Below are 24883 nucleotides of genomic sequence, written 5' to 3'. Positions count from 1 at the left end.
GCTACACTCTAATACATATCAGCGATTAACTTGCTGTTTTCCAGTAAGGCAACTATACTTTTCCTGGGACGAAAAAGCACAGTCTGGTTGGTAGTCCAGGCGCATGGACGACTCTATAATTGCAAGAGTGCCGTGTCAGTGACCTTCCCCCCTCGGGATGTCCATCGTTTCGATTTAAAATGAGGGGGATTCAAATGAAGCTTACGGTTTATCATGATGGACAGTATTGGATTGGAGTCGTGGAGGAGCAGGACCAAGGGAAATTGAAGGCAGCCAGGTACATTTTTGGTACAGAGCCTAAGGACGAGGAAATTCTCCAGTTTATCCGTGAGGAGATGGGGGAACTTGTTAGTCGGCTTTCACAAGAGGTGGCTATAAAATGGTCTGAAACAAAGAAGGCCAACCCGAAACGGCTAGCAAGGCAGGCAGCTTGTGAATTAAGAAGGAAGGGCGTTTCCTCCTACGCACAAGAGGCTCTAAAGTTAGAGTATGAAAAGCGAAAGCTGGAGAAGCAGGCCTACACTAAACAGCAAAAGGAATCCACGAAGGCACGAATCAGGGAATTGAAGGAGAAAAAAGCGAAAGAAAAACATCGCGGACATTAATAAAACCTCCCTCCCTATCCGCAACTGTAACGCATGTTTTATACCACCATATGTGAAAACATGTATTACGCACAAAGGGCACCCGCTTGGGTGCCCTTTAAACTGTCGAGAAGGAAAGGATTGGTTATCCTGCAATGATGTAAGATTTTTCGGGTAAAATCTATACTTTCACATGTAGCAGAAAACAACTATTCATTCTTATAATTGGAAATGTAAGCGCTTAAATTATTGAGGAAGAGTATTATCAAATTATACGTGTGAGGAGGAGATTTTATGTTAAGAACTAAAGTGGGCAAGCTGGTGAGCAGTTTGGCGTTGGCGGGTGTGTTGTTATCATCTGTTCTGGTCAACCAGGCTGATGCTGGCCTGGCAAATGGAAGCAAATTTCTGGGGAATATCATTGCGGGCAGTGTCCCTCCTAGTTACGGGACATACTGGAATCAAGTGACGCCGGAGAACTCGACTAAGTGGGAATCGGTTGAAGGCAGTCGTAACAACATGAACTGGTCGCAGGCGGATACCGCCTACAATTATGCACGTAGCAATGGTTTCCCGTTCAAGTTCCATACGTTGGTATGGGGTGCCCAGGAGCCAGGATGGGTTAAAGGACTGTCGGCTGCTGATCAGAAAGCGGAAGTGACTCAGTGGATTAAAGCAGCAGGTCAGCGCTATCCGAATGCGGCGTTTGTAGATGTGGTGAATGAGCCGTTGCATCAGAAGCCGTCCTACCGCAATGCCATTGGTGGTGACGGGTCGACCGGATGGGATTGGGTCATATGGTCGTTTCAACAGGCTAGACAAGCTTTCCCGAATGCCAAACTGCATATAAATGATTATGGTATTATCAACGACCCTTCTTTAGCCGACCAATATGTCAATATTATTAATCAGCTCAAGAGTAGAGGCCTGATTGACGGTATTGGCATTCAATGCCACCATTTCAGTATGGACAACGTCTCAGTCAACACGATGAATATTGTACTAAATAAGCTGTCGGCGACCGGGTTACCGATCTATGTGTCGGAACTGGATATAACTGGGGATGATAATACTCAACTTGCCAGATACAAAGAGAAGTTTCCAGTCCTTTGGCAAAACCCCTCAGTGAAGGGAGTTACGCTTTGGGGGTATATCCAAGGACAAACTTGGAAAGACGGTACACATCTGCTGAACTCTAACGGCACGGAACGTCCTGCGCTCCAATGGCTGAGACAGTATCTGAAGAGATAAGCTATAGGTGGCACTTAAAACCCAACAGATGCGGACTTTTGCTAAATATCCGGGCTGGGTAGTTGTTTATTTGAAGAAGTCTTGGCTGAAATGTTACACGCCCAAGGCTTCTTTTTATTTAGCTTAAACGTATCAAAATCTAATCCAAGCAATTAGGCTTATATACCTAACCCATAACTTTAAAGTTACTTGAAATAAAACCGTCTGGACGGTTAATACAGGAAGTATCGTAGGGATTGTTTTAATTGTTATTGGTGTGGTGGTATTAAACCTATTTGGTGCAGGACATGGTGAGGCCAAAGGAGCAGCAGAAGCAACCAGTACGATCGTCCAAAAATGAAATAATTTAATATCACTCTAGTTCGTAAATAAACGGTAGCTCCTCACTTACAGACTTAGAGGTTCCTAAGAAAGATAAGTAGGGGAGTTACCGCCCAGAAATCATGGTTTATACGAATAAACTTAGTACTAAGATGAATCCTAATCCGGCTACAGAAATGATGGTCTCAAGCAAAGTCCAGGTGGCAAAGGTTTCTTTCATGCTTAGACCAAAGTACTCTTTAAACATCCAGAACCCGGCATCGTTAACATGTGAAGCTATTAAGCTACCCGCTCCCGTAGCAAGCACAACCAAAGCAAGATTAACGTCAGATTGTCCTAGCATCGGAATCACTAAACCAGAGGTTGTTAAAGCTGCCACAGTTGCAGAACCTAAAGAAATACGTAAGATTGCAGCGATGATCCAGGCCAGCAGAATTGGTGATAATGTGGTTCCGTTGAATAAATGGGCTACATAGTCACCTACACCGCCATTAATCAGTACTTGTTTGAAGGCCCCGCCTCCCCCAATGATCAAGAGCATCATCCCAATATGAGTAATAGCAGTTGTGCAGGATGCCATTACATCTTTGATTGGAATTTTTCTTGCTAGTCCCATGGTGTAAACGGCAACCAGTAAGGAAATCAGCATGGAAGTGGATGCATCCCCGATAAAGCGGATTGCTGTGAGTAGACTATTATCCGCAAATCCTAATGTTTTTTGAAGCAAAGTAATAATCGTAGCAATCGACATTAAAATGACGGGAAGCATTGCTGTAAATACACTGATTCCAAATCCAGGGGTTTCCTCGGCCTTAAACACTTTTTGCTCACCTAAAGAGGCAATATTACCGGTTTTCGTAAATGAAGCAGGCACGAGCTTTTTGGCAAGCTTCGTAAATACAGGTCCTGCTAAAATAACGGTTGGAACGGAAATAATAAAGCCATAAAGCAAAACCTCACCAAGGTTTGCGCCATACTCACCAGCAATCACGGTCGGTCCAGGATGTGGAGGTAAGAAGCCGTGTGTGACGGACAAAGCTGCAACCATCGGAATACCGAGATATAAGATAGAAACCTTTAGTTCTTTTGAAATGGCAAACACAATTGGAATCAACAATACTAATCCTACTTCAAAAAATAACGCTATCCCAATTATGAATGAAGCCGCTACGACCGCCCATTGAATATTTTTTTCACCAAATTTGTCAACGAGGGTCATGGCAATTTTTTGGGCACCTCCAGAATCCGCGATCAACTTCCCTAACATCGCTCCAAGTCCAAAAATTAACGCTAAGTGACCCAGTGTTCCGCCTAATCCGGCTTCAATGGTTTTGACAATTTCCTCTAATGGCATTCCAAGTGCTAAGGCCACACCGAACGATACAATGATTAAGGAGATAAAGGTGTTTAATTTGAAGCCCATGATTAAAATGAGTAATGCTAAAATTCCAATCGCTACAACGACTAACGGCATTGTAATTACCTCCTGTATTTATCCTTTTAGTGTTTAATTAAGCTTCTTTGATAATTGGAAATTCGTGTATAATCCTCTTCTAATACTCTGGACAGGTTAATGAAAATCGGCAGCAGCTTCTTGTACTCCTTGGTTGCTTCTTCTTTCGGTGCATGTTTGTTGGTACTGCCAATCATTTCAGAGACGACTTCAAATGACTGGATTTGCCCGGTGGCATACAAGCCCAGAATACATGCTCCTAGACAAGAACTTTCATAGCTTTCTGGAACGACGACCTCAGATGAGAAGATATCCGACATCATTTGCCGCCAAACAGCTGACCTTGCGAAGCCTCCTGTAGCCTGAATTCGGGTCACGGGACCGTCCATGCATTCGGTTAAGGCCAAAAATACGGTGTACAAATTGTAAATGACTCCTTCTAGAGCTGCGCGGATCATATGTTCCTTTTTATGTGACATCGTTAAACCGAAGAATGAGCCACGTACGTCTGGATTCCACAATGGCGCACGTTCACCAGCAAGGTAGGGATGAAATAACAGCCCATCAGATCCTGGTCTTACACGTTCGGCAATCTTGGTCAGCACATCATAGGGATCAATGCCTAGTCGTTTCGCTGTTTCTACTTCAGATGAGGCAAGCTCATCACGAATCCAGCGAAGAACCATCCCGCCATTGTTTACCGGTCCGCCTATGACCCAGTTCTTTTCCGTTAAGGCATAACAAAATATTCTTCCTTTTTCGTCCGTTCGCGGCTTGTCTATAATGGTTCGTATGGCGCCGCTTGTCCCAATGGTGACGGCAACTTCGCCTTTTTGTATCGCGTTTACACCAAGATTAGAAAGGACTCCATCGCTGGCCCCAATGACAAAGGGTGTTTGTGGATCGATCCCCATCTCTTTTGCTAAATCTGAGTTACAGTCGGTAAATATTTTGGTTGTGGGCACGAGCTCAGACAATTGAGAAGGGGTTATACCCGCAATTTTTAAGGCTTCTTCATCCCAATCCAGCTTTTCGAGATTCATCATGCCCATCGCTGAAGCCAGGGAATGGTCAACAACATATAGATCAAAGAGCTTTTTGAAAATATATTCTTTAATCCCGATATACTTTTTAGCCTTGATAGCGATTTCAGGAAGATCATTCACAATCCAGGCTATTTTCGTTAAAGGTGACATGGGGTGAATGGGTGTTCCTGTTCGTCTATAGACTTCTTGACCATTCAACTCATCCTTTATGTGATGTGCCCACGCTTCACTGCGATTATCTGCCCAAGTGATACAAGGCGTAAGTGGCTGATCATGTTCATCCATGGCAATGACACTATGCATGGCACTGCTAAATGAAACAAACGATAGCTTTTTTTGTGAGTGATGTTTCATGATATTCGAAGTCGCTTGTAGGACTGCCTGAAAGATCTCCTCGGGATTTTGTTCAGCTGTAGCTATATCTGGTGTATAAAGCGGGTACCCGATATTCTCCTGTTGGATAACTTCGCCTTTTTCACTAAATAAAACAGCTTTTGTACTGGTGGTTCCGATATCTATACCTAACATGTAGTTAGTCATTTTGTGGCACGACTCCTTTGGACAGCAGTTGTTGGGACATCCATAAGTCTTCTACTTTACCTTGAACATCATCAAAGTTTTCATGTAAAGACTTAATCATAAGGTCTCTATCTTTTGCCTGGATTGCTTCAATATAAAGCGCATGATTTTTTACAATCCGCGAAAAGTCTTCATACTTTTCTTTGAAACGCATACGCATCGACAACAGAATAAGGCTTTCCATCACGGGCTTTAAATTATTCCAGATCATCAGGATGTATGAATGATTAACTGCACGAATAATCGTTTCATGAAACAAGACATCTTGATATGAAAATTCATCGGCATCGCTATATTTGACTGCGACCTTCATCATTTCAAGTATTTTACTAAGTTCCTTTGCTAAATCATTCGTGTCCATCTTTATAAGACGTTCAAATACGAAGGATTCTATGAGTAGACGTACATCATAAATTTCTTCTATTTCTTTTTCGGATAGGCCCATAACAACGGCGCCCATTCTTTCTAAGCGGATGATATTCTCGGATGCCAGTATTTTTAACGCTTCACGAATGGGTGAGCGACTTACTGCAAAATCAGCAGCTAATTTATTTTCAGATAGTATGGTACCGCTTTCAATAGTGCTAGAAATAATGCGCATTCTAAGCTCAGATGCTACACGATCACCAGTAGAGGCTTTTAAAAGCCATTTGGAGGGATATAGGAAATCACTGGATTGATCCATCAATTCACCTTCTCATTAGTCAAGTATACTTGTATACAAGTATTATAATCTAAAATTTTAGATTTGCAAGCGTATTCATTAAATTGTTTTTGTAAGCTAGTTTCGGGCTTTTTTGTGCAAATGCACAATCAATTTCGTCTGTTCTTCAATATAATTCACACGCTGCAGTCGATATAATGAAAGCGTAATCAAAAATTGCCCGGGGGGTTAGACAGATGGAAGGGTTAACGATCAGTTGGATAGGAGCTCTGGCAGGGCTGGCTATTGCAATTATTTTGATATTGAGAAAGCTGAATCCGGTTTACGCTCTGTTTTTGGGAGCAATTGTAGGCGCTTTATTGGGTGGAGCTAATCTGGAGCAGACGATCAGCGTATTGATTAGTGGTACGCAAAGCGTGATGGGGACGGTCATTCGTGTGCTCGCGGCAGGTGTGTTGGCAGGCGTGATGATGGAGTCTGGGGCAGCGGAGACGATTGCGCAGGCTATCGTAAAGAAGTTTGGTGGCAGTAAAGCGATCCTTGCACTGGCGTTAGCAACGATGATTATTACAGCGGTAGGCGTCTTTATTCCCGTGGCAGTGCTAATTGTGGCACCTATTGCCTTGTCGGTTGGGAACAAAATGGGGATTTCCAAGCTGGCTCTCCTGCTGGCTTTGTCTGGTGGCGGAAAGGCGGGGAACATTATCTCCCCAAATCCCAATGCGATTGCGGCGGCACGCGGGTTTAATCTGGATTTAAGCCACGTGATGTTGGCGGGTGTGGTGCCTGCGATATGCGGATTAATCATGACCGTTCTGGTGGCGTCTATGTTGAAAAACAAAGGTGTGAAGGTGTCCGACCAGGATACGATGGACAGTGATGTCGATACGTCGAAGTATCCGGCATTGGGACGAGCAATTGTAGCTCCAGTGGTAGCTGTTATTTTGCTGATGATTAACCCGATTGGCTCTATCTCTGGCATTGATGCTTTGTCGAATTTCAAGGTCGACGCGATGTACATTTTGCCAATCGCCGGGATTGTCGGTATGCTGGCCATGGGACAAGGACGCAACATTCTGAAGTATTCAGCTTCCGGTTTGAATAAAATGACGGCAACCGTGCTCATCTTGATCGGTGCAGGCGGGATTGCGGGTCTGATCTCTACCTCCAATTTATCTGCTCAGGTAGTTGGCTTGATTGAAGCTTCGGGGGTTTCTGGCACATTTTTGGCACCGCTTGCAGGCATTCTGATGGCGGCTGCCACAGCATCGACCTCGACGGGCGTTATATTGGCGACTGGCTCGTTTGGAGAAGCCATTTTGAACATGGGGACAGCCCCGTTAGCCGCAGCTGTAATGGTGCATACAGGAGCTACCGTCATTGATTCCTTACCACAGGGCAACTATTTTCACGTTACGGCAGACAGTATGAAAATGAGCATTAAACAGCGGATGGGACTGATCCCTTATGAAGCTATTGTGGGCGGAACCATGGCGATTGTAGCCACAATATTGTATGGATTCTTACTTTAATATTTACGATGGGGTGACACAATGAGAGAGAAAACATTTGTACTGGCACCGGATTCTTTTAAAGAGAGCATGACGGCTAAAGAAGTGTGTATTGCAATGGAAAAGGGACTGCGCAAGGTCTATCCAACAGCCCATTATGTCCACGTTCCGATGGCAGACGGCGGCGAGGGAACAGTACAGTCACTGGTGGATGCAACAGGCGGACAGCTTCGTTACATGGAGGTGACCGGACCGCTTGGAGAACCTGTAACTGCTGCATATGGCTTGCTGGGAGACGGCACCACTGCGGCAATTGAGATGGCATCTGCCAGCGGAATCCATCTGGTCAATCAGGACAATAAAAACCCGTTAAAGACAACAACCTACGGCACGGGAGAGTTAATCCGTGAGTGTCTGAACCAGGGAATTCGGAAAATTATCATCGGCATTGGCGGAAGTGCGACGAATGATGGCGGTACAGGTATGGCGGAAGCGCTGGGCGCTAGATTTCTGGATGCAGCAGGGAATACTCTTCCACGTGGCGGCGGCGGCCTGGGCGAGCTGGCTAGTATTGATATTTCATCCCTAGACGACCGCTTGCAGCAGGTGCAATTGATTGTAGCCTGTGATGTGACAAATCCGCTGTGCGGAGAGCATGGGGCTTCCCGTGTATTTGGCCCACAAAAAGGCGCAACGCCGGAAATGGTGCAGCAATTGGATGCCAATCTTGCCCATTATGCGGATGTAGTGAAGCAGCAGTTAGGCAAGGATGTGCGTGATCTCCCAGGCGCGGGTGCAGCAGGCGGATTGGGTGCAGGCCTATTGATTTTTACTCAGGCGACGCTGCAAAAGGGCATTGAAATTGTGATTGAATACACGGGCTTAAAGCAGAAGCTAGCCACGGCCGACATTGTTTTGACGGGAGAAGGCGGTATTGATTTTCAGACCAAATTCGGTAAAACTCCATATGGAGTAGCTCAGGCAGCCAAACAATCCGGAAAAAAGGTCATTGCGGTTGCAGGTTATATCGGGGAAGGGATCGACACGCTATACAAGGAAGGAATAGATGCGGTGTTTGGCATCGTACCTGGAGCCTCGGAGCTGGGTAAACTGCTGGCCGAAGGGCCGCAAAACGTAGAGCGTACGTGCGAGAATATCGCAAGAGTACTTCAATTCAATGAAAAATGAAGGGATTGATTCGCGAGAATTATAAGTGGCATCATACAAATCATGTATAATACGAGCGCTCGCCTGTAATCCCGGTTTTCTTTAGCTAATGGATATTGCCTATGAGAAATTCGGAAGTGAAGGCGAGCGAAAAGTATCCCAGCATATTCTGGTGTGATCCGGAAGTTCATTGATACAGCGCCAATAAACCGTGCGTAAGCTCAAAAAGCTGAAGGAGATTGCGAGGATCTTTGCCAGTTAAGGTATGGATGCGCTTCAGGCGATATTGCAGTGTATTTCGATGAATGTTTAATTCATCTGCGGTAAAGGAGACGCTGCCGTTATGGTTAATAAAGCTTCGCAGCGTATCCAGCAAATCCACGGTATCTTCCAGCTTGCTGACCAGATGGATCGTGTTGGTCAGGTTGGTTTGGCTTAATTTGACCAGAAATTCAACTTCTGCAAAAGAAACGATCTGCACAGGTAGGCGCAGTGCCAGTACAATATTCATAGCGGACTTGGCTTGCATATAAACATCCGCAATGCTGTGCTCTTGTCTGCTGATGGCAATCAGCACATCGGGATGGCGGCGTACAAGGGGTTCCAGCAGCTTGGCGGTCGGTTCCTGATTTTGCATCAGGATGAGATAGCTGTCTTCCTCCATACGAAAGGATGGATGCTGCATGAATATGTTGGACAACTCGGCTAAATGAGCAGAATCAGAAGGAAGATGCTTTATATATACGGCCGAAGTTTTGAGAAGCAAATCAATGTGATATTGAGCAGCTTCTTTTTTTATTTTTTGGGTGTAGGCTCCCTGATGATTTAACAGCATTTCCAGTACAGATTTTTTGCGGTTGGCCTCGTGGGCGAGATGCTCCAGGGAAATGCGCTGTTCAATCAGGAGAGACACCGTAGTTTTAACAATGTTGCAAAAAGGACGCACTTCGTCGGGATTGCCTGAAATACCAATGACACCGACTAGCTCATGATGGATAACAATCGGTTCATTGGTTCCCTTTTTCTCATAGTGTCCATCCTGCCACACTTCAATCATTTTCCCAGTTTCGAGCGCCTGAACAGCTCCTTGGTGAATGGTTCCGACTCGTTCACGCTCGCCGCTGCCAATAATGATGCCTTGTTCATTCATAATATTAATATTGTACGGAATATCCTTCATCATTTTGTCTACGATGTCTTGGGCTTGTCTTTCGGAGAGCGGAAACAAATCAGGATCCCTCCTTTATCTCATGATGTAAGATGTTTTACTGCATTTCATACTTGAAAGGGCTTCCAATTTATTGTGCATCTGAACAACATAATAAAGCAGTACGCTGAACATGTCAGCCTATTTTATCATAGTTGTGAAAAATAGTTGTACGCAAAAAACAGGGCTCCCAGGAGCACCTGTCTTTTGTGTCTCATTGTTTCATCATCCGTCACGCTGTCTAAGGGCGAACCTTACGGAAGCTATAGGTAATATCATGAAGTTCTTTCTTCAAACGGCTATATTTTGATGCAGGTGTATACGCGATGATCTTGTAGAAATTATTTTCAGTCTCAATAATGGCTACATGGGTGACATAATGGTTTACATCTTTCTGTCCTTTAATTGTGAACTCAATGGCCGGATATCCTTGAATCGTGGTGTTGGATGAAGGCCCTACTGTAGAGAGATTAAACATTTTAGTCATGTTGTTTTGAACTTTCTCTGTGTAGTACTGGAGCGTCACATTACCTAATTTCTCTTTTGAACTGGAGAGTACGATAACAGATTTCTGAATGTATGGATTGAATATCGCAATATCTGCTTGTTCTTCCTGGTCCGGGTTTGTTGACCAATCTAACGGGGCTGAGATCTGAAATCGCCCATCTTTACTTACATAGCTTTGCTCCTGCTTGGTTGCTGGAGCTTCAGGGAGACCGTAATGGTTCGCCAGGATAAAAGTGGCATTTACAAACGAAGCTCCCAAGATCACCATGGCGGTAAAAAATATGAAGAGCGACCATCTCATTGCCTTTTTGCTAATCGGCTCTAAATCCCGTACCTTTACGACATATGTACCTGCAGCTAAATCACCAATTCGCTGTCTTGATGCAGTCACTAACACGCTGATACCAGCAGGTAGTGAACCCATTAGCAACGGATTGGTGTCTATGAGCCTGATCAGCGTGCGAATGAGTGATTTAAGAAAACCAGGAGGTTTTCCTTCTCCGTTAACCACCTTAATACGAAAAACGAATTTGCCAAGCGTATAGCCTGTGAAACCTTCCAAAAGCAAATAATAGCAGAAGAAAGCTATAATCAGGATGCAACGGGTGGCAATTGCTAAGGGCAACAGCCATCTGTCTGTTATTTGAATGACGGAGGTAAAGAAACCAATATACCCGATTACAAAAAATATGAAATCAAAAAGGGTTGCTCCCCAACGTCTAAACAAAATAGACGAACCGTAGGTCTTTGATATTTCGGCCATTCTGTTTGTTTCTCCATAATTTTGCCTATGCCGAATGTACCTCTCTCTTGCTGTTGCCTGTGAAATCTGTGGTAAGTGCTGGTCTTCCAAATCGTACACCTCATTTTAATAATCCATAATTTAAAAACATCCTCCTTATATAACGGTCATTTCACCATCCATGTTTAGGAAAAGATTCTATAAACAAATAATATATTATAAATATCCCTTTCATCCTAAGCCAAACCAGAGTGTATGCATTGTGTGGTGAACTAGTATGGAAGAAGCTGCATACACATTTCATATTGCTCAACGGGGTCTTTCAAGAGACCTATTTTCTGGCTAAAGCCTTGCCGAGAAAAACTTCCCGTGTGCTGCTGGCGTAATAAGGTGTATCACTTTGCCAATGGATGTGACAGTCGGTGAGGGTTTTACGAAAATCTGCGACATCGTCGAACATAAGCTCTTTAACAATGTACGAGGATGAGGGAGCGGGAGAGACCGATGGGACAGTATCGTTGTAGTATTTTAGCGTATAGCGTGCCACAACGCATGGTCTTGTACCCGTCAAACTGCCGAGTACCGCCGAGAATTAAGCCGGTCGGCTGATCTTCATCCATGGCAAGGAAAGAATGTTTTCGTGAATTGCCCTCTGGACCGAAAAAACACGCCGCAAAATCGTCCTGTTCCATGCTGGCTTCATTGCATCTCAAATAGGTGATCACTATTCTTCCTCCTGAAAATCCAGTATATTGGGATTGTCTTATTATACACTCCGTATGTTGCTGTAGGGTTATAATTAGTATATCGATAAGCTAATATAAAGCTAACAAAATATAACCTGATATGCCGAACATTCTTTATTTTGGAAGATAGGAGATTGGAATGAACCAAAGGCAAGTAGAAATTTTCCGCAAGTTGTTAACTGAATCGAGCCGGCTCTGGTTAGTGCAGGATTTGGCTGATCAAACGGATTGCTCTGAAAAGACGATCCGAAACGATCTAAAAGTAATTGAAGAATATCTAGTCAAGCACTCTAATGCCAATCTGGTGAGAAGACCGGGGCGCGGCATTTATTTGGAGATTAGTGAAGCGGAGCAGGCTGATTTATTCCACCGACTGTATGCAGGCGATCGTACAGCCCAGCATGAATCGGATGAGGAGAGGATGCTGCATCTCGCCTATAGACTCTTAATGGATGCCAAGCCTGTAACTATACAAGATTTGGCCTCCCAGTATTATGTGAACAAAACGGTGATCCGGAGAGATATGGAAAGGATTGATGACTGGCTGCACAGCTTTGATCTTGCCCTGGTTACCAAGCAGCGCGTAGGCTTGACCATTCAAGGCACAGAGAAAAACAAGCGGATCGCTTTGGCACGGATGAACCAGCTGATTGATAGTCCTGAGTTAACGGGACAGATGATGCGCAAGCAGTTTGAACCGCACGAGATTGCGACCATTAGTCATGAATTAAAAGCATTTCAAAAACATCACGAACTCAGCTTTACGGACGAAACTTTTGAGGGTCTAATGCTCCATATTCTCTTAATGGTCAAACGAACCAAGCTGGGGCAGCCTATCTCTCTCCCCGAGCAAGACATTGCCTTTTTGCAGGAGAAAGTTGAATTTACATGGGCTACTTCGTTTTTACAGCAGCTGCAAAAGCTGTTTTCTGTACCTTTTTCCAAGGAAGAAACAGCCTATCTAACCCTGCATTTGCTGGGCGGAAAGTTCCGTTATCAGCAAGAGGATAGAAAGGGGAAATATAGTGATCTGGCCGATAGTCACCCGCTTTTGTCTGAAATGATTGAGCAGCTAATCCGGCGGATGTCGGAGCTGAATATGATTGACTTTTCCAAGGATAAGATGTTGCTCAAAGGGTTGCAAGTCCATTTATATACGACCCTGAATCGGCTTCAGTATGGGTTGACGGTATCCAATCCTATGCTGGCTGAGATCAAGAAGATGTACCCTTACATGTTCGACCGGGTTATTATTACGCTGGAAGAGGTAGGGAAGTTGATCCGGTTATCGTTCCCCGAGGAGGAAGCTGCTTATTTAACGCTACATTTTCAGGCTTCTGTGGAGCGGCTTCACCAGAAGGAGAGCCATCCTCAGCGGGCCATCATCGTGTGTCACATGGGCATCGGTATGTCCCAGCTGCTGCGCACAAAGGTGGAACGTAAGTTTCCGGCTGTACATGTGGAGACAACCCTTTCGAAGGCAGAAGTCAAGGACTATCTGGCAACCCAGGAGGTGGATCTCATCATTACAACCGTAGCTCTCCCAGAGCTGAGCGTTCCCCACATTCTGGTCTCTCCATTACTGGAGGCCAAGGATGAGCGCCAACTGGAGCAAGTGATCAGACGACTGGATGAGCCGGAATCTAGAGCGGCAGAAGAATCTGTATTTTTTAAGTACACAACACCTTTTTTAGTCTATCCCCAGCAAGAAGTGCAGCATCCGGAACAATTGATTTCCAAGCTGGCGCAAATACTGGAGGACAAGGGATATGTGGAGACAGGTTATGTGGACAGTGTATTGGCGCGAGAGAAAATGTCAGCTACGACGATTGGAGGAGGCATAGCCATCCCGCATGGCGGCTCTGAGTGGATAAGACAATCTTCCATTGTAATTGCTACTTTAAAGAAACCACTTATTTGGGGAACCGAGAAGGTGGAGCTTGTGTTCTTGCTTGCGGTAAAACAGGATGGGCGGGAAGAAATGCGCCAGTTATTTAAGGAATTGTCCCTAATCAGTGAGCAGCCAGCTCTAGTTCATGCCTTATCTAAGGAGACCGATGCAATGAGACTATTAGGAAAGCTAAAGGGATAAACTAAATTTAAAGCATTATTTTGGAACAGGGCTTATAGATAAGTCCTGTTTTTTTGCCGTTATTATTCTGTTTTTCCGAAAGTTCCGGTAAAAAGTTCGCCCGATAACAGCCAAAAAGGCGATTATACTATTAATGTAAGCGGAAACATCAGAGAGAAGGGGAATGACTATGAAGATATTAGCGATTACCTCATGTCCTAACGGAATTGCACATACGTATATGGCAGCTGAGAATCTGCAAAAGGCAGCAGCAAAGCTGGGGATCGAGATGAAGGTCGAGACACAAGGCTCCATTGGAGTGGAGAATCAACTAACTGAGCAGGAGATCCGTGAAGCGGATGGCATTATTATTGCAGCGGATAAGACGGTGGTCAAAGATCGCTTCGTCGGCAAGAAACTGCTGGTCGTCGGAGTACAGGATGGGATTCGTCGTCCGGAAGAATTGATCCAGCGGGTGATGAAGGGGAATGTGCCTGTGTACCAGGCAGAGTCACGTGCCTCCGATGCTAGCTCACAAGAGAACAAACCAAAGCAAAATCCTATCTACCGCCACTTAATGAATGGTGTATCCTATATGGTACCTTTCATCGTCATCGGGGGCTTGCTTATTGCCATTGCGTTGACGATTGGTGGTGAGAAGACACCAGGCGGTCTAGTGATACCGGACGGTTCATTTTGGAAGATCGTTCAGAATATCGGTTCGGCTTCGTTTACCTTTATGATACCCATCCTCGCTGGATTCATTGCGATGAGTATTGCGGATAGACCGGGGCTTGCACCTGGTATGGTTGGCGGATTCATTGCTGCGAACGGCAGTTTTTATGGAAGTGAAGCGGGGGCCGGATTTATTGGCGGAATTATCGCTGGTTTCCTGGCGGGTTATGTTGCACTGGGTATTCGGAAATTGAAGGTTGGGCGAGCGTTACAGCCGATCATGCCTATTATCATTATCCCTGTGTTGTCATCTTTAATTGTAGGATTAATCTTTGTCTTTATAATCGGTTCTCCAGTCGCACATTTGTTTGAAGCTTTAACAGGTTGGCTTGCAGGTATGCAAGGTACAAGTTCAATTCTATTGGCACTGATTTTAGGAGCGATGATCTCCTTCGATATGGGGGGGCCGGTCAATAAAGTAGCATTTTTATTCGGCTCGGCTATGATTGGTGAAGGAAATTACGAAATTATGGGACCGATCGCCGTTGCCATTTGTATTCCACCGATTAGCATGGGGCTTGCAGCAATGATCAACAAACGTAAATTTGCACCAGCGGAACGTGAAGCTGGGAAGGCGACATTTACGATGGGGCTATTCGGTATTACTGAAGGGGCGATTCCTTTCGCAGCACAAGATCCATTGCGGGTTATTCCCAGCATCATGGCAGGGTCCATGGTCGGTTCGGTCATTGCGATGCTTGGGAATGTAGGAGATAAGGTAGCACATGGTGGACCGATTGTAGCCGTCCTTGGTGCAGTAGACCATGTGTTGATGTTCTTCATCGCCGTTATTGTCGGCGCAGCTGTCTCGGTTCTTCTGGTGAGCCTGCTGAAAAGAGATATTACAACGGCCAATCCGGTTGTTGCTGGAGAGGCGATATCTGAAAATTCTGCGGCAGTAACGGAACAATCTACGATGACTACAACTGCCGCCGCCCCATCAGTTTCACCAACTGTAAATAACGAGCAGGAAGTATCTTCGCAAGCGATTCACATTGAGAAGTTGACAGATATTGTAACGATGGATCTAATTAATCTGGACCTGGAAGGAACGACCCAGGATGCCGTGATTGATGAAATGATCGGAGCCCTTGAGAGAACTGGAGCCGTAAGCTCTGTCGGTGATTTTAAACAGGCCATATTGGATCGAGAGAAGGAAAGCTCCACAGGCATTGGAATGAATATTGCCATCCCTCACGGCAAATCAGAAGCTGTTCTGAAGCCAAGCGTGGTCTTTGGAGTGAAGCGGAGCGGAGTAGACTGGAAAAGCCTGGACGGAAGTGAAGCGAAACTGATCTTCATGATTGCTGTTCCGCGTAATAGCAAGGATAATGCACATCTCAAGGTGCTGCAAATGCTGTCCCGTAAGCTGATGGACGATCATTTTAGAGAGGCGCTTCTGGCAGTTACTACAAAGGAAGATGCATATGAATTGTTGGGTCAGGTACATTAATTCCCTGTGTGAAGAACTCTTATCCAAGAAAAGAGGTTCCCGAAAGTGATAGCAAGAACAGAACTTAGTTAGTGCTAACACTAGCGGAACGCGCTCTAACGGTCATTAACGAAAGAGCAGTCTACCCTCATCTGAGGATAGACTGCTCTTTTATGGTAAGATATTATTTTTCATACATTATCTATTCCTATGAGGATCGAGCCACGCGTACTAGCATATGAGCAAGCGCGTGCTGCTGCTCTTTGTCCCCTACCTTCCATAATTCCTGAAGAAGCTTCTCTTCGCTGTTTCGCGGTTCTTCCTTGGCTGCCAGATATCCCGCGATCTTCTCCGCTGCTTTTGCCATTACTTCTTCATTCAATCCGATTTTTTGAGCCATTTCAATTTTGTCGCTCAAATAATTTTTGAATGAATCAAAGCTGCCCAAAATGTCATCCTTTTTGCTGTCATCTATCCGATTTAGTGCGTCATCTACCTTGTTCAAGGCCACTTCGCCTTCCTTATTTACAACATGATTGTGCTCTGCCATTTCTAACGCCTCCTCAAGATTGTTTTCTAGGAATAAGGGCTGCTTACGGTACAGTAGTACTTACCCCAGCTAACCAAGACGAAAAGGGTGAGAAGCAGAATGCAGGTCAACTATGTACAACTTACCTATTTAATCTATGAGGAAAATGGAGCGAATGTAAGCCTCAAGGTCTGAGGACGGGCACTGTACTACTTAGGTCTTCTCAGGCACAATCACCTCGATATGACGCGGTAAAATACCCAGCTCGATAGGCAAAGATGGTCCTTCCTCACCATCTACATTCGTACTGACCGATGCTGTGGAACGGACACTTACATGCTTTGCGGTAAAGTAAACGACATCTTTATGATCCTTCAGGTTGCCTAAAAATAAGGATATGCCGGCTGTCATCGTGTTCAATATATTGAGGTTTTTGAAAATAAAGCAGTGAAGCAGGCCATCGTCAACAGCAGCCCCGGGCGCCAGTTTCTCGAATCCGCCAACTGAGTTGGTTAGAGCGGCAAGAAAGAGTGGAGATGGGCCTTCCCAGATCTTATCATCGTAGCGGACGATAAGCGGATGGGCAGGATGGTTGATCAGTTCTTTCATGCCTTCTTTAAAATAGGCCAATGTGCCAAGTGTGGATTTATCGTCTGACGATACAGCGGATAGCGATTCGGCAAGCGAACCAGTGGCAACAACATTGGCAAACATTCGTCCGTTTAAGAGCCCCATATCCACGGCTTTCACGCGAGTAGAAGTGAGTGCACGGATCGCCAGTTCGGGACTTAGTGGAATTTGTAGGGCACGGGCAAAATCATTGACGGTCCCAAGAGGGATGACCCCCAGTTTTGGACGGTGATCTTGACCCATGAAACCGTTAATGGTTTCGTGAAGCGTGCCATCTCCACCGAGGGAAACGACAAGATCATAAGCCTCCTGACATGCAGTGATGCAAAAACGGGTGGCATCGAGTTCTTGTGCCGTCTCTTTGACTGTAACGATGTATCCTTGCTCATATAGAATGTCTTCTACGTTTCTGACATGTTGGAGCGATTCTTCTTTGCCGGAAGAGGGATTTACAATGACCATAGCATTCTTCATATACATATTCCTCTCTTTAGGAAGGGGTTGGGTTACCAAGGTTACCAACCCTTACCCGAAAAGCATACCTTTAGACTCTAAATTAGACATGTATCATATTTTTAGTTACTATATAAAAGTAAATAAAATACTGAATGGAGGATTTCGTATGAAAATCGCATTAACAGGAGCAACAGGGCAACTGGGTTCCATTGTGGTAGATACGTTGCTTGCATCTATCCCGGTAAAAGATCTTATTGTTAGCGTAAGAAATCCGGAAAAGGCAGAAGGGTTACGTAATCGTGGTGTTGACGTTCGTCATGGCGATTTTGATAAGCCAGAAACACTCGATCAAGCATTTGCCGGTGTAGATCGGCTGTTGATTATATCTGCAGACGGGGATAATGATACTAGAATTCGTCAGCATAAAGCAGCTGTAGATGCTGCTGTGCGTGCGGGAGTAGGCTTCATCGTGTATACCAGTGCGGCCAATGCCGCTGACAGCACTCTATTCCTTGCACCCGTACATCGTATTACGGAGGAGTTCATTCGCGAGTCGGGTATTCCTTACTCCTTCTTGCGTAATAATTGGTATCTTGAGAATGAAGCAGGCACGATCCAATCTGTACTTGCGGGAGCTCCATGGCTAACTTCAGCAGGGTCCGGCAAAGTGGGTTGGGCTGCCCGCGCCGATTATGCGAAAGCCGCTGCAGCTGTGTTGTCTGGCGAAGGGCATGAGAATACAATCTACGAGCTTTCTGGTAAGCCGATAACTCAAGAAGAGTTTGCAGCGATACTTGCTGAGGTCCTGGGTAAAGATGTCCCTGTACAGCAGGTGGACGATGCTGCGTATGCCGAGATTATGCTCGGTGCGGGAGTCCCGGAAGGTGCCATCCCTATTGTGGTCGGCATTCAACAAGCGATTCGCGAAGGAGCCTTGGATGTCGTAAGCAATGACTTCGAGAAGCTGTTGAAGCGTCCGCTGACGCCGCTTAAGCAAGGAATTAGTGAACTGGTTAAGCAAATCCAAGCATAATAAACGTATCTTAAAAACGGATGCTGCCTAGAAAGGTTGGCATCCTTTTAGTTATATTCATGAGTGGAATCATTGTTGATTATCCAATATACTTGTAGGGAACTGAAACTCCAAGGTAGGCTTGGAGACAAGCTTGATCTATTTAAAAGAAGATGAGAGCACAGCAGTAGAATTTGAAAATGAATGGGGTACATAATACGATGTCTAATTTACCAAATTGTCCTGAGTGTAATTCAGAGTACACTTATGAGGACCGCAGTCTGTTCATTTGCCCGGAATGCGCTCATGAGTGGTCTGCCGAGTCAGACGCTAATAGCAGCGAAGATGTCAAAGTCGTCAAAGATGCGAATGGTAACATTCTGAAGGATGGCGACTCTGTTACCGTCATTAAAGACCTTAAAGTGAAGGGAAGCTCTTCCGTTTTGAAAATTGGCACCAAAGTGAAAAACATCCGTCTGGTGGAAGGTGACCACGATATTGATTGCAAAATTGATGGTTTTGGAGCAATGAAGCTAAAATCGGAGTTTGTCAAAAAGAATTAAAGTGTATAGCAGAGAAACTGTTCAGTTCCAACTGTTCAGCTCCATGAGGATAAAAAAGGAGAAGCCCTCGGCTTCTCCTTTTTTATTAGCATTTGGCGTTATTGGATTTCCAACGCTCAGACCCACAGAGGTGTCACAATGGTGCTAGCCATACGGTTCCTGTTCCCCTGTATACATTAACCAGTCCCTCGCCGGAAGCAGCCGAGCCCAGTTTGGTTTTTCCCGATTTTTCGACGGTGAACTGTAGGGTGTTGGACCACATAAGGGCAAAGTTTCCATCCACCTTTAGCACATCATTTTGCAATTCGATAACGACCGCCTCCTCGGAAGGAATCGGCGCTTGAAGTGCCAGCACTCCTTTTCCGCGGGCGCTTAAATTAAATAACCCTTCTCCGCCCAGTGCAGCAGAGGAAAGATTACTGCGTGCAACAACGGATATGTCGAGCGTGGTGTCACAAGCTAAAAACAATCCATCTTCGATGGCAATGTCATCATGATCGACATCAATAAGCCAAATATATTGATAGGTAGGCTCCAACATAATGGTCCCTGTACCTTTATAGTGCGGTTTAACGGCACCTGTCCCTGTTACAGCACCGGACACCAAGTTTCGCATTAGGCCCCCAACGCCTTTTATACCCGTAGTCATTTCCATGTCGCCCACAGTATATTGCATCGCTCCCGCTCTCATCATAATCTCACTATTATTGATTTCGATCATGAGCTGCTTGCGGCGCATGTTACTTTTGCTCATATAGTAATTGTCTTTCGCAGCCGCAACCGAGGTGCAGCTTAAATCTGCTATGTATTCCAGTACCGTGAATCCGCCTAATTGGTCAGTGATGGCAACATTGTTGTTATCCTTTAAATTATTAATAACAAAAGCCATAGTGTAAGTGCCTCCTTGTTGTTTTCGTGGTGTGGGGATAGCCATCTTCTTTATTCCATACCATATTCGACAGAGAGAATTCTTTTCCTGCGGCGGATCTTGGCACTTCTCTCGCCTGATTTTCAGACTTGGAAAAGGAAAGCTTGAAAAAGATGCAAAAAAGGTTCAATATAAAGATATCGGTTTTTAAAATGATTTGCTTCAACGACGACCGAATGAGAACGAAACATATACAATAGGGGGTAGGATAAGTGGAAATAGGTATAAGCACATTTGTAGAAACAACGCCGGATCCCCAAACCGGTGAGGTCATCAGTCACGCACAACGGATACGTGAAGTGGTCGAGGAAATTGTGCTCGCTGATCAGGTAGGGCTGGATGTTTACGGCGTGGGGGAGCATCATCGTAAAGATTATGCCGCATCTGCTCCGGCGGTTATACTGGCTGCGGCGGCGGCACAGACCCAACGAATTCGCCTAACCAGTGCGGTGACGGTGCTTTCATCGGATGACCCGGTGCGTGTGTTTCAGGACTTTGCTACACTGGATGGTATTTCGAATGGACGAGCTGAGATTATGGCAGGCCGAGGTTCTTTTATCGAATCGTTCCCGTTGTTTGGATATGACCTCGATAACTACGATGAGTTGTTTGATGAAAAGCTGGAACTTTTATTGAAAATACGGGAATCTGAGAAAGTCACCTGGAAAGGCGGGCATCGGCCCGCAATCAACAATTTAGGCGTGTATCCGCGCCCGGTGCAAAATTCTTTGCCTGTATGGATCGGAAGTGGAGGTAATCAGGAATCTGTGGTTCGTGCGGGCTTGCTTGGATTGCCGCTGGTGCTTGCTATTATTGGAGGCAGCCCGATGCAGTTTGCACCCTTGGTGGAGCTGTACAAAAAGGCAGCTAAGCACGCAGGTCATGATGCATCGCTGCTTCCGGTTGCGTCCCACTCCCATGGTTTTATCGCGGAAACGACCGAGCTTGCAGCGGAAAAGTTTTTCCCCTCCACGCAGCAGAGCATGAATGTGCTTGGGCGTGAACGCGGGTGGGGTCCTTACACTCGTTCCAGCTTCGATGCTGCGCGCAGCTTTGAGGGGGCATTGTATGTAGGCGATCCCGATACGGTTGCTAATAAAATCATTCACCTCCGCAAGCAGGTAGGCGTTACACGTTTTCTGTTGCACGTTCCTGTCGGCACGATGCCGCATGATGATGTCATGAGAGCTATTGAGCTATTGGGAACCGAGGTAGCGCCACGGGTTCGTGAGGAGATATCCAAGTGGGAATCTGATAGCAAATAAACGTGGATTGCCTCAGCATAGACGAAAGAGAAAGGAGCAGACCATAAGCGATAAGGTCGCTCCTTTTAATATAAAAAATAGTTCTGCTTTAGATCTCCTGCAATATTGCCTTTTAGGAAATCTACATCATTTCTTTCTCAGCTTTGTGGGTACGGCAATACGTTTGGATGATAAAGGTTTTCCTTGTTTTAGTTTTTTAGCCTTTCTAGGTATTCTAACGATTAAGGAGTCCTTTGTGCTTTGTTTGGAAGGCAAGGCTAAACGGGTATTCCCAGCTTGAGGTGCGCTTTGGCTAGTGCTGGTAATCAGGTTAATGGTGTAATTTGCGTAGATTGAACTTATAGGAATCCGCCGCATACCCAAATTTCTACAGGTTGTACATCCTACGTTCCAACACCAATGGAAGGCCTGGCTAGGGAGCTGGGTAAAATAGGAACCCGACCATGTGCGTCCAAAGCTACTTTCGGCATAGTAATAGAACGTGTTGCCTCCGGCATATCCACTCCAAACCTCTATTGTCTGCCCAGGATCTACACGATACCAGCCAATCTTGGCATAGTTAACAGGACTACAGCTGGAGTTTGGATAAGCGTAAGCAATATAGATAGCGGCATTGGTACTGTTACGAAAATTAAGACCCATTGTCGTCACTTCTTTCCTCATATAGTAATCTTACAGTGTATCCTATGAGGATTTTGAGAGAAGGGAACGGTCAGAAGTCTTTTAACCGCTAAAACTAAACCATTTGCCGATGTCTATTTTGTTATGTTCATTCATAGATTGCCATTCGTTTGATTGCGGTTGATAGGTATAATCTTTTTGCCAGACCCTAATGTTTTCCACGATAGCCCGTATGGCGGAGACCATATAGGAGACTTCCTGATTCGTCATCATGGGATGGAGCGATAGACGCACCCAGCCTGGTTTCCGTGATAAGTCTCCCACGTGGATTAGGTCTGTCATTTGCTTAGATGATTGCTGGTCGATGCCGAGTAAATAATGTCCATAGGGGCCGGCACATGAACAGCCGCCTCGGACCTGAATGCCAAACCGGTCATTTAGCAGTTTTACAATCAGGTTATAGTGAATATGGCCGACAACGAAAGAAACGATTCCCAGCCGATCTTGGCTGCTTCCCCCCAAAATGTGCAGACCGGGTATGGTGCTCATGCCTTTTAGCAATAATGAGGTCAGCTCCTTTTTACGCTCCGATATGCGGTTGTATCCCATTTGTTCCTTCAACTGAATACAGAGTGCGGTTCGAACAGCCTGTAAAAAAGGGGGTGTCCCTCCATCCTCACGGGCTTCAATACTATTTTTATACTCGTATCCACCCCAGGGGTTGGTCCAACTAACGGTGCCACCTCCAGGCTGATCGGGAGCATAATTGAGACACAGCCGCGAATCCATGATGAGAACGCCGCTTGTGCCGGGGCCACCAAGAAACTTGTGAGGAGAAAATACAATCCCGTCCAGTTTCTCAAGGGGATCTGTAGGATGCATGTCGATTTCCGTATAAGGTGCGCTTGCTGAAAAATCAACAAAGCATACGCCGCCATGTTCATGCATTTTGCGGGATAGCTGGTGAATCGGCACTTCGAAGCCTGTAACATTGGAGCAGGCGGTAAAAGCACCAATCTTGATCGGGCGATGCCTAAATTGAAGCAGCAGTCGTTCAAGATGAGCTGGATCGACCATTCCATCAGCACCCGGAGGGATACACACCACCTCTCCCATGGTTTCTGCCCAGGAAATATGATTGGAATGATGTTCCATGTGAGTAACGAAAATAACGGGGCGTTCTTTTTCGGCGATGGGGTAGAGGGGGGTTAATTTTTCATGTATTTTCAATCCTAATAGTCGTTGAAGCTTGTTCACCGCACCTGTCATCCCCGACCCGGCGAATAGGATGATATCATGTTCGTTGGCATGAACGTGGTTCTTAATGATTTGTTTCGCCTTTTCATAGGCTTGGGTCATCAAAGTGCCTGTCAAATTAGACTCCGTATGCGTGTTCGCCACGAATGGACCTAATTCATAAGCTATTTTCGACTCGATGGGTCCATACAGACGACCGCTGGCTGCCCAATCCGCATAAATCAGCTGTTTAAGCCCATATGGAGTTTCAAAGGTCTGGTGATAACCGATTGTATTTTCACGATACTTTTGGAAATGAGCCTCGTTAGAAGGCTGATACCTACAGTTATTACTTCCGATTCGAGCCATGAGCATACGGCGCCTCCCAAGTCGTTCTGTCTTCTTAGGGTACGTAGGTAGGCCAGAATAGGTTAAAAAAAATGGGCGAATGTCATCATTTAGTCAAAATGAAAAGCCTTATCCAACAGCAGGATAAGGCATGAGTATATATTAGATAAAAAGCTGCATATCTGATTCGAGCGCATCCTTCAGATACGTTTTGGCCTCGATAATTTCCAGTTCAGGTATGAATTCCTCCGGTTTAAAGCCCATAATATCCACCGATAGCTTGCAGGCATAAAATTTGACGTTTTTCTTCCGGGCTCCTTTCAGGAAATGAATCAGCTTCGGTGCCTCATTGTCTTCCAGCATTTCCGTCAGCATCAGCTTGCCCAGACCGCTAAAATTCATATGGGACAACGGCATGGATTCAGGCCCTTTGGGAGTCATCAAATCCATCAGTTTCTCGTAAAGGGTCTTGTCCTCAAGCGTCATTTTATCGGGATCACGAACCAATGATAATCCCCAGAACGCAAAAAACATCGTAACCTCGACATCCAGCTCCCGAGCTGTATTGGCCAAAATCAGTCCAGCCATTGCTTTATCATAATCGCCGCTGAACATCAGCAGATTCATTCTTTTGTTCATAATCTTCCGCCTCCATTACCAACAGATATACTCAGTATGGATTTGGAAATGAGAACTATGCCCAGTTCACATATTGATCACAATTGTGGAGGGGATTGTGTGCTAGAAGTAATGCCTAATCAAAAGTTAAATTATCCTTTGACTTATCTGTATTTAATTCTACTAGCCACAGGCCATCTGTATTTTTGGATAGAAAGACCATATCGTATTCTTCACCTTTTTGTATTACATGAGTAAGGACTTTATAGGTATCATTAGACATTTTTTTACTGTCAACAATGGTGAAAGAAGATACTGAGCTTGCTTTAACCGATTGACGGAATTCTTCTAGAGGAATTGACGATTTGTTAGAGAGTAGACTAAGGGCTTTGTCGCTATCTTTCTTTTTTATGGCTTCCAAATAATCTTTAACAGGTTGGAAAACCTCCACATTTTTGGGGTCCTCTTTTTTTATTTGCTTGTCAGTAGCAGGTACTTGATTATCAACAGACTGGGGGTGACCACATCCAGAGAGTAATCCTACAGGTAGTATAGCAGCAACAAGATAGAATATAACTTTTTTTACCATATTGCACCTTCCTTTTTGGTATATTCTATGATATTATAACATATTTGATCAAAAAAATTTAAAGGAGGATAT

General features: G+C 45.1%; 22 protein-coding genes. 9 read left to right on the top strand and 13 right to left on the bottom strand.

What is annotated here, in order from left to right; all coding sequences use genetic code 11:
* Positions 1-194: 194 nt before the first annotated feature.
* Both ACQQ6X_RS15300 and ACQQ6X_RS15295 read left to right on the top strand, forming a co-directional pair.
* Positions 195-605, top strand: coding sequence for a YjdF family protein (locus ACQQ6X_RS15300; protein ID WP_305166033.1), 411 nt, complete (start codon positions 195-197; stop codon positions 603-605).
* A gap of 273 nt (positions 606-878) precedes the next feature.
* On the top strand, positions 879-1835 hold the full coding sequence (locus tag ACQQ6X_RS15295; RefSeq protein WP_305166032.1) for an endo-1,4-beta-xylanase: 957 nt from the start codon (positions 879-881) through the stop codon (positions 1833-1835).
* Positions 1836-2283: 448 nt separating this feature from the next.
* On the opposite strand, the gene ACQQ6X_RS15290 is transcribed toward ACQQ6X_RS15295, so the two are convergent.
* From ACQQ6X_RS15290 to ACQQ6X_RS15280, 3 genes are read right to left on the bottom strand one after another with little or no spacing between them, the layout of a single operon-like run.
* Complete coding sequence (locus ACQQ6X_RS15290; protein WP_305166031.1) at positions 2284-3630, bottom strand: GntP family permease; 1347 nt, start codon at positions 3628-3630, stop codon at positions 2284-2286.
* Between the two features lie 26 nt (positions 3631-3656).
* On the bottom strand, positions 3657-5195 hold the full coding sequence (gntK, locus tag ACQQ6X_RS15285) for a gluconokinase (RefSeq protein WP_305166030.1): 1539 nt from the start codon (positions 5193-5195) through the stop codon (positions 3657-3659).
* Positions 5188-5919 (bottom strand): GntR family transcriptional regulator, encoded by a 732-nt coding sequence (locus tag ACQQ6X_RS15280; protein WP_305166029.1) that lies wholly within the window; start codon positions 5917-5919, stop codon positions 5188-5190. The genes gntK and ACQQ6X_RS15280 overlap by 8 nt, the downstream gene beginning before the upstream one ends.
* 215 nt (positions 5920-6134) lie before the next feature.
* Between ACQQ6X_RS15280 and ACQQ6X_RS15275 the strand changes: the two genes are divergently transcribed.
* Both ACQQ6X_RS15275 and ACQQ6X_RS15270 read left to right on the top strand, forming a co-directional pair.
* A complete protein-coding gene (locus tag ACQQ6X_RS15275; RefSeq protein WP_305166028.1) occupies positions 6135-7430 on the top strand; it encodes a GntP family permease in 1296 nt (431 codons plus the stop codon).
* 21 nt (positions 7431-7451) lie between these two features.
* Positions 7452-8597 carry a glycerate kinase gene (locus ACQQ6X_RS15270; RefSeq protein ID WP_305166027.1) on the top strand — a complete coding sequence of 382 codons (1146 nt, stop codon included), beginning with the start codon at positions 7452-7454 and terminating at the stop codon, positions 8595-8597.
* 166 nt (positions 8598-8763) lie between these two features.
* Here ACQQ6X_RS15270 and ACQQ6X_RS15265 read toward each other — a convergent pair whose 3' ends face one another.
* From ACQQ6X_RS15265 to ACQQ6X_RS15255, 3 genes are all read right to left on the bottom strand, one after another.
* The gene (locus tag ACQQ6X_RS15265) at positions 8764-9804 is read right to left on the bottom strand and encodes a CdaR family transcriptional regulator (protein ID WP_305166026.1); all 1041 of its coding nucleotides are present in this window, start codon (positions 9802-9804) and stop codon (positions 8764-8766) included.
* Positions 9805-10024: 220 nt separating this feature from the next.
* On the bottom strand, positions 10025-11143 hold the full coding sequence (locus tag ACQQ6X_RS15260) for an RDD family protein (protein ID WP_369425859.1): 1119 nt from the start codon (positions 11141-11143) through the stop codon (positions 10025-10027).
* A 356-nt stretch (positions 11144-11499) separates the two neighbouring features.
* Complete coding sequence (locus ACQQ6X_RS15255) at positions 11500-11757, bottom strand: hypothetical protein (RefSeq protein WP_305166024.1); 258 nt, start codon at positions 11755-11757, stop codon at positions 11500-11502.
* A gap of 160 nt (positions 11758-11917) precedes the next feature.
* Between ACQQ6X_RS15255 and ACQQ6X_RS15250 the strand changes: the two genes are divergently transcribed.
* Both ACQQ6X_RS15250 and ACQQ6X_RS15245 read left to right on the top strand, forming a co-directional pair.
* Complete coding sequence (locus ACQQ6X_RS15250; protein WP_305166023.1) at positions 11918-13870, top strand: BglG family transcription antiterminator; 1953 nt, start codon at positions 11918-11920, stop codon at positions 13868-13870.
* A 169-nt stretch (positions 13871-14039) separates the two neighbouring features.
* Positions 14040-16037 carry a PTS fructose transporter subunit IIABC gene (locus ACQQ6X_RS15245; protein ID WP_305166022.1) on the top strand — a complete coding sequence of 666 codons (1998 nt, stop codon included), beginning with the start codon at positions 14040-14042 and terminating at the stop codon, positions 16035-16037.
* 187 nt (positions 16038-16224) lie between these two features.
* On the opposite strand, the gene ACQQ6X_RS15240 is transcribed toward ACQQ6X_RS15245, so the two are convergent.
* Positions 16225-16566: a DUF3243 domain-containing protein gene (locus tag ACQQ6X_RS15240; RefSeq protein ID WP_305166021.1), complete on the bottom strand. Its 342-nt coding sequence runs from the start codon at positions 16564-16566 to the stop codon at positions 16225-16227.
* Positions 16567-16758: 192 nt separating this feature from the next.
* Positions 16759-17649, bottom strand: a complete 891-nt coding sequence (locus ACQQ6X_RS15235) for a diacylglycerol/lipid kinase family protein (protein ID WP_305166020.1) — start codon at positions 17647-17649, stop codon at positions 16759-16761.
* A gap of 148 nt (positions 17650-17797) precedes the next feature.
* On the opposite strand from ACQQ6X_RS15235, the gene ACQQ6X_RS15230 reads away from it, so the two are divergent.
* Positions 17798-18664, top strand: coding sequence for an SDR family oxidoreductase (locus ACQQ6X_RS15230; protein ID WP_305166019.1), 867 nt, complete (start codon positions 17798-17800; stop codon positions 18662-18664).
* A 200-nt stretch (positions 18665-18864) separates the two neighbouring features.
* A complete protein-coding gene (locus ACQQ6X_RS15225; protein WP_305166018.1) occupies positions 18865-19206 on the top strand; it encodes a zinc ribbon domain-containing protein YjdM in 342 nt (113 codons plus the stop codon).
* Positions 19207-19339: 133 nt separating this feature from the next.
* Here ACQQ6X_RS15225 and ACQQ6X_RS15220 read toward each other — a convergent pair whose 3' ends face one another.
* Positions 19340-20095: an AIM24 family protein gene (locus tag ACQQ6X_RS15220; RefSeq protein ID WP_305166017.1), complete on the bottom strand. Its 756-nt coding sequence runs from the start codon at positions 20093-20095 to the stop codon at positions 19340-19342.
* Between the two features lie 251 nt (positions 20096-20346).
* On the opposite strand from ACQQ6X_RS15220, the gene ACQQ6X_RS15215 reads away from it, so the two are divergent.
* Entirely contained in the window at positions 20347-21399 is a 1053-nt protein-coding gene (locus ACQQ6X_RS15215; protein WP_305166016.1) for an LLM class flavin-dependent oxidoreductase, read from the top strand.
* Between the two features lie 126 nt (positions 21400-21525).
* Here the strand turns inward: ACQQ6X_RS15215 and ACQQ6X_RS15210 are convergent, their stop codons facing one another.
* The 4 genes from ACQQ6X_RS15210 to ACQQ6X_RS15195 form a co-directional block, all read right to left on the bottom strand.
* Positions 21526-22041, bottom strand: coding sequence for a DUF1036 domain-containing protein (locus ACQQ6X_RS15210; RefSeq protein ID WP_305166140.1), 516 nt, complete (start codon positions 22039-22041; stop codon positions 21526-21528).
* An 81-nt stretch (positions 22042-22122) separates the two neighbouring features.
* Complete coding sequence (locus ACQQ6X_RS15205; RefSeq protein WP_305166015.1) at positions 22123-23631, bottom strand: aminotransferase class V-fold PLP-dependent enzyme; 1509 nt, start codon at positions 23629-23631, stop codon at positions 22123-22125.
* 135 nt (positions 23632-23766) lie between these two features.
* The gene (locus ACQQ6X_RS15200) at positions 23767-24243 is read right to left on the bottom strand and encodes a DsrE/DsrF/DrsH-like family protein (protein ID WP_063207532.1); all 477 of its coding nucleotides are present in this window, start codon (positions 24241-24243) and stop codon (positions 23767-23769) included.
* 115 nt (positions 24244-24358) lie between these two features.
* Entirely contained in the window at positions 24359-24811 is a 453-nt protein-coding gene (locus ACQQ6X_RS15195; protein ID WP_305166014.1) for a hypothetical protein, read from the bottom strand.
* Positions 24812-24883 lie beyond the last annotated feature (72 nt).

Source organism: Paenibacillus ottowii (assembly GCF_050516475.1).
Classification (GTDB): Bacteria; Bacillota; Bacilli; order Paenibacillales; family Paenibacillaceae; genus Paenibacillus; species Paenibacillus ottowii.
Note: the sequence above shows the minus strand (reverse complement) of the source record. Positions and strands in the feature narration are given on the sequence as shown.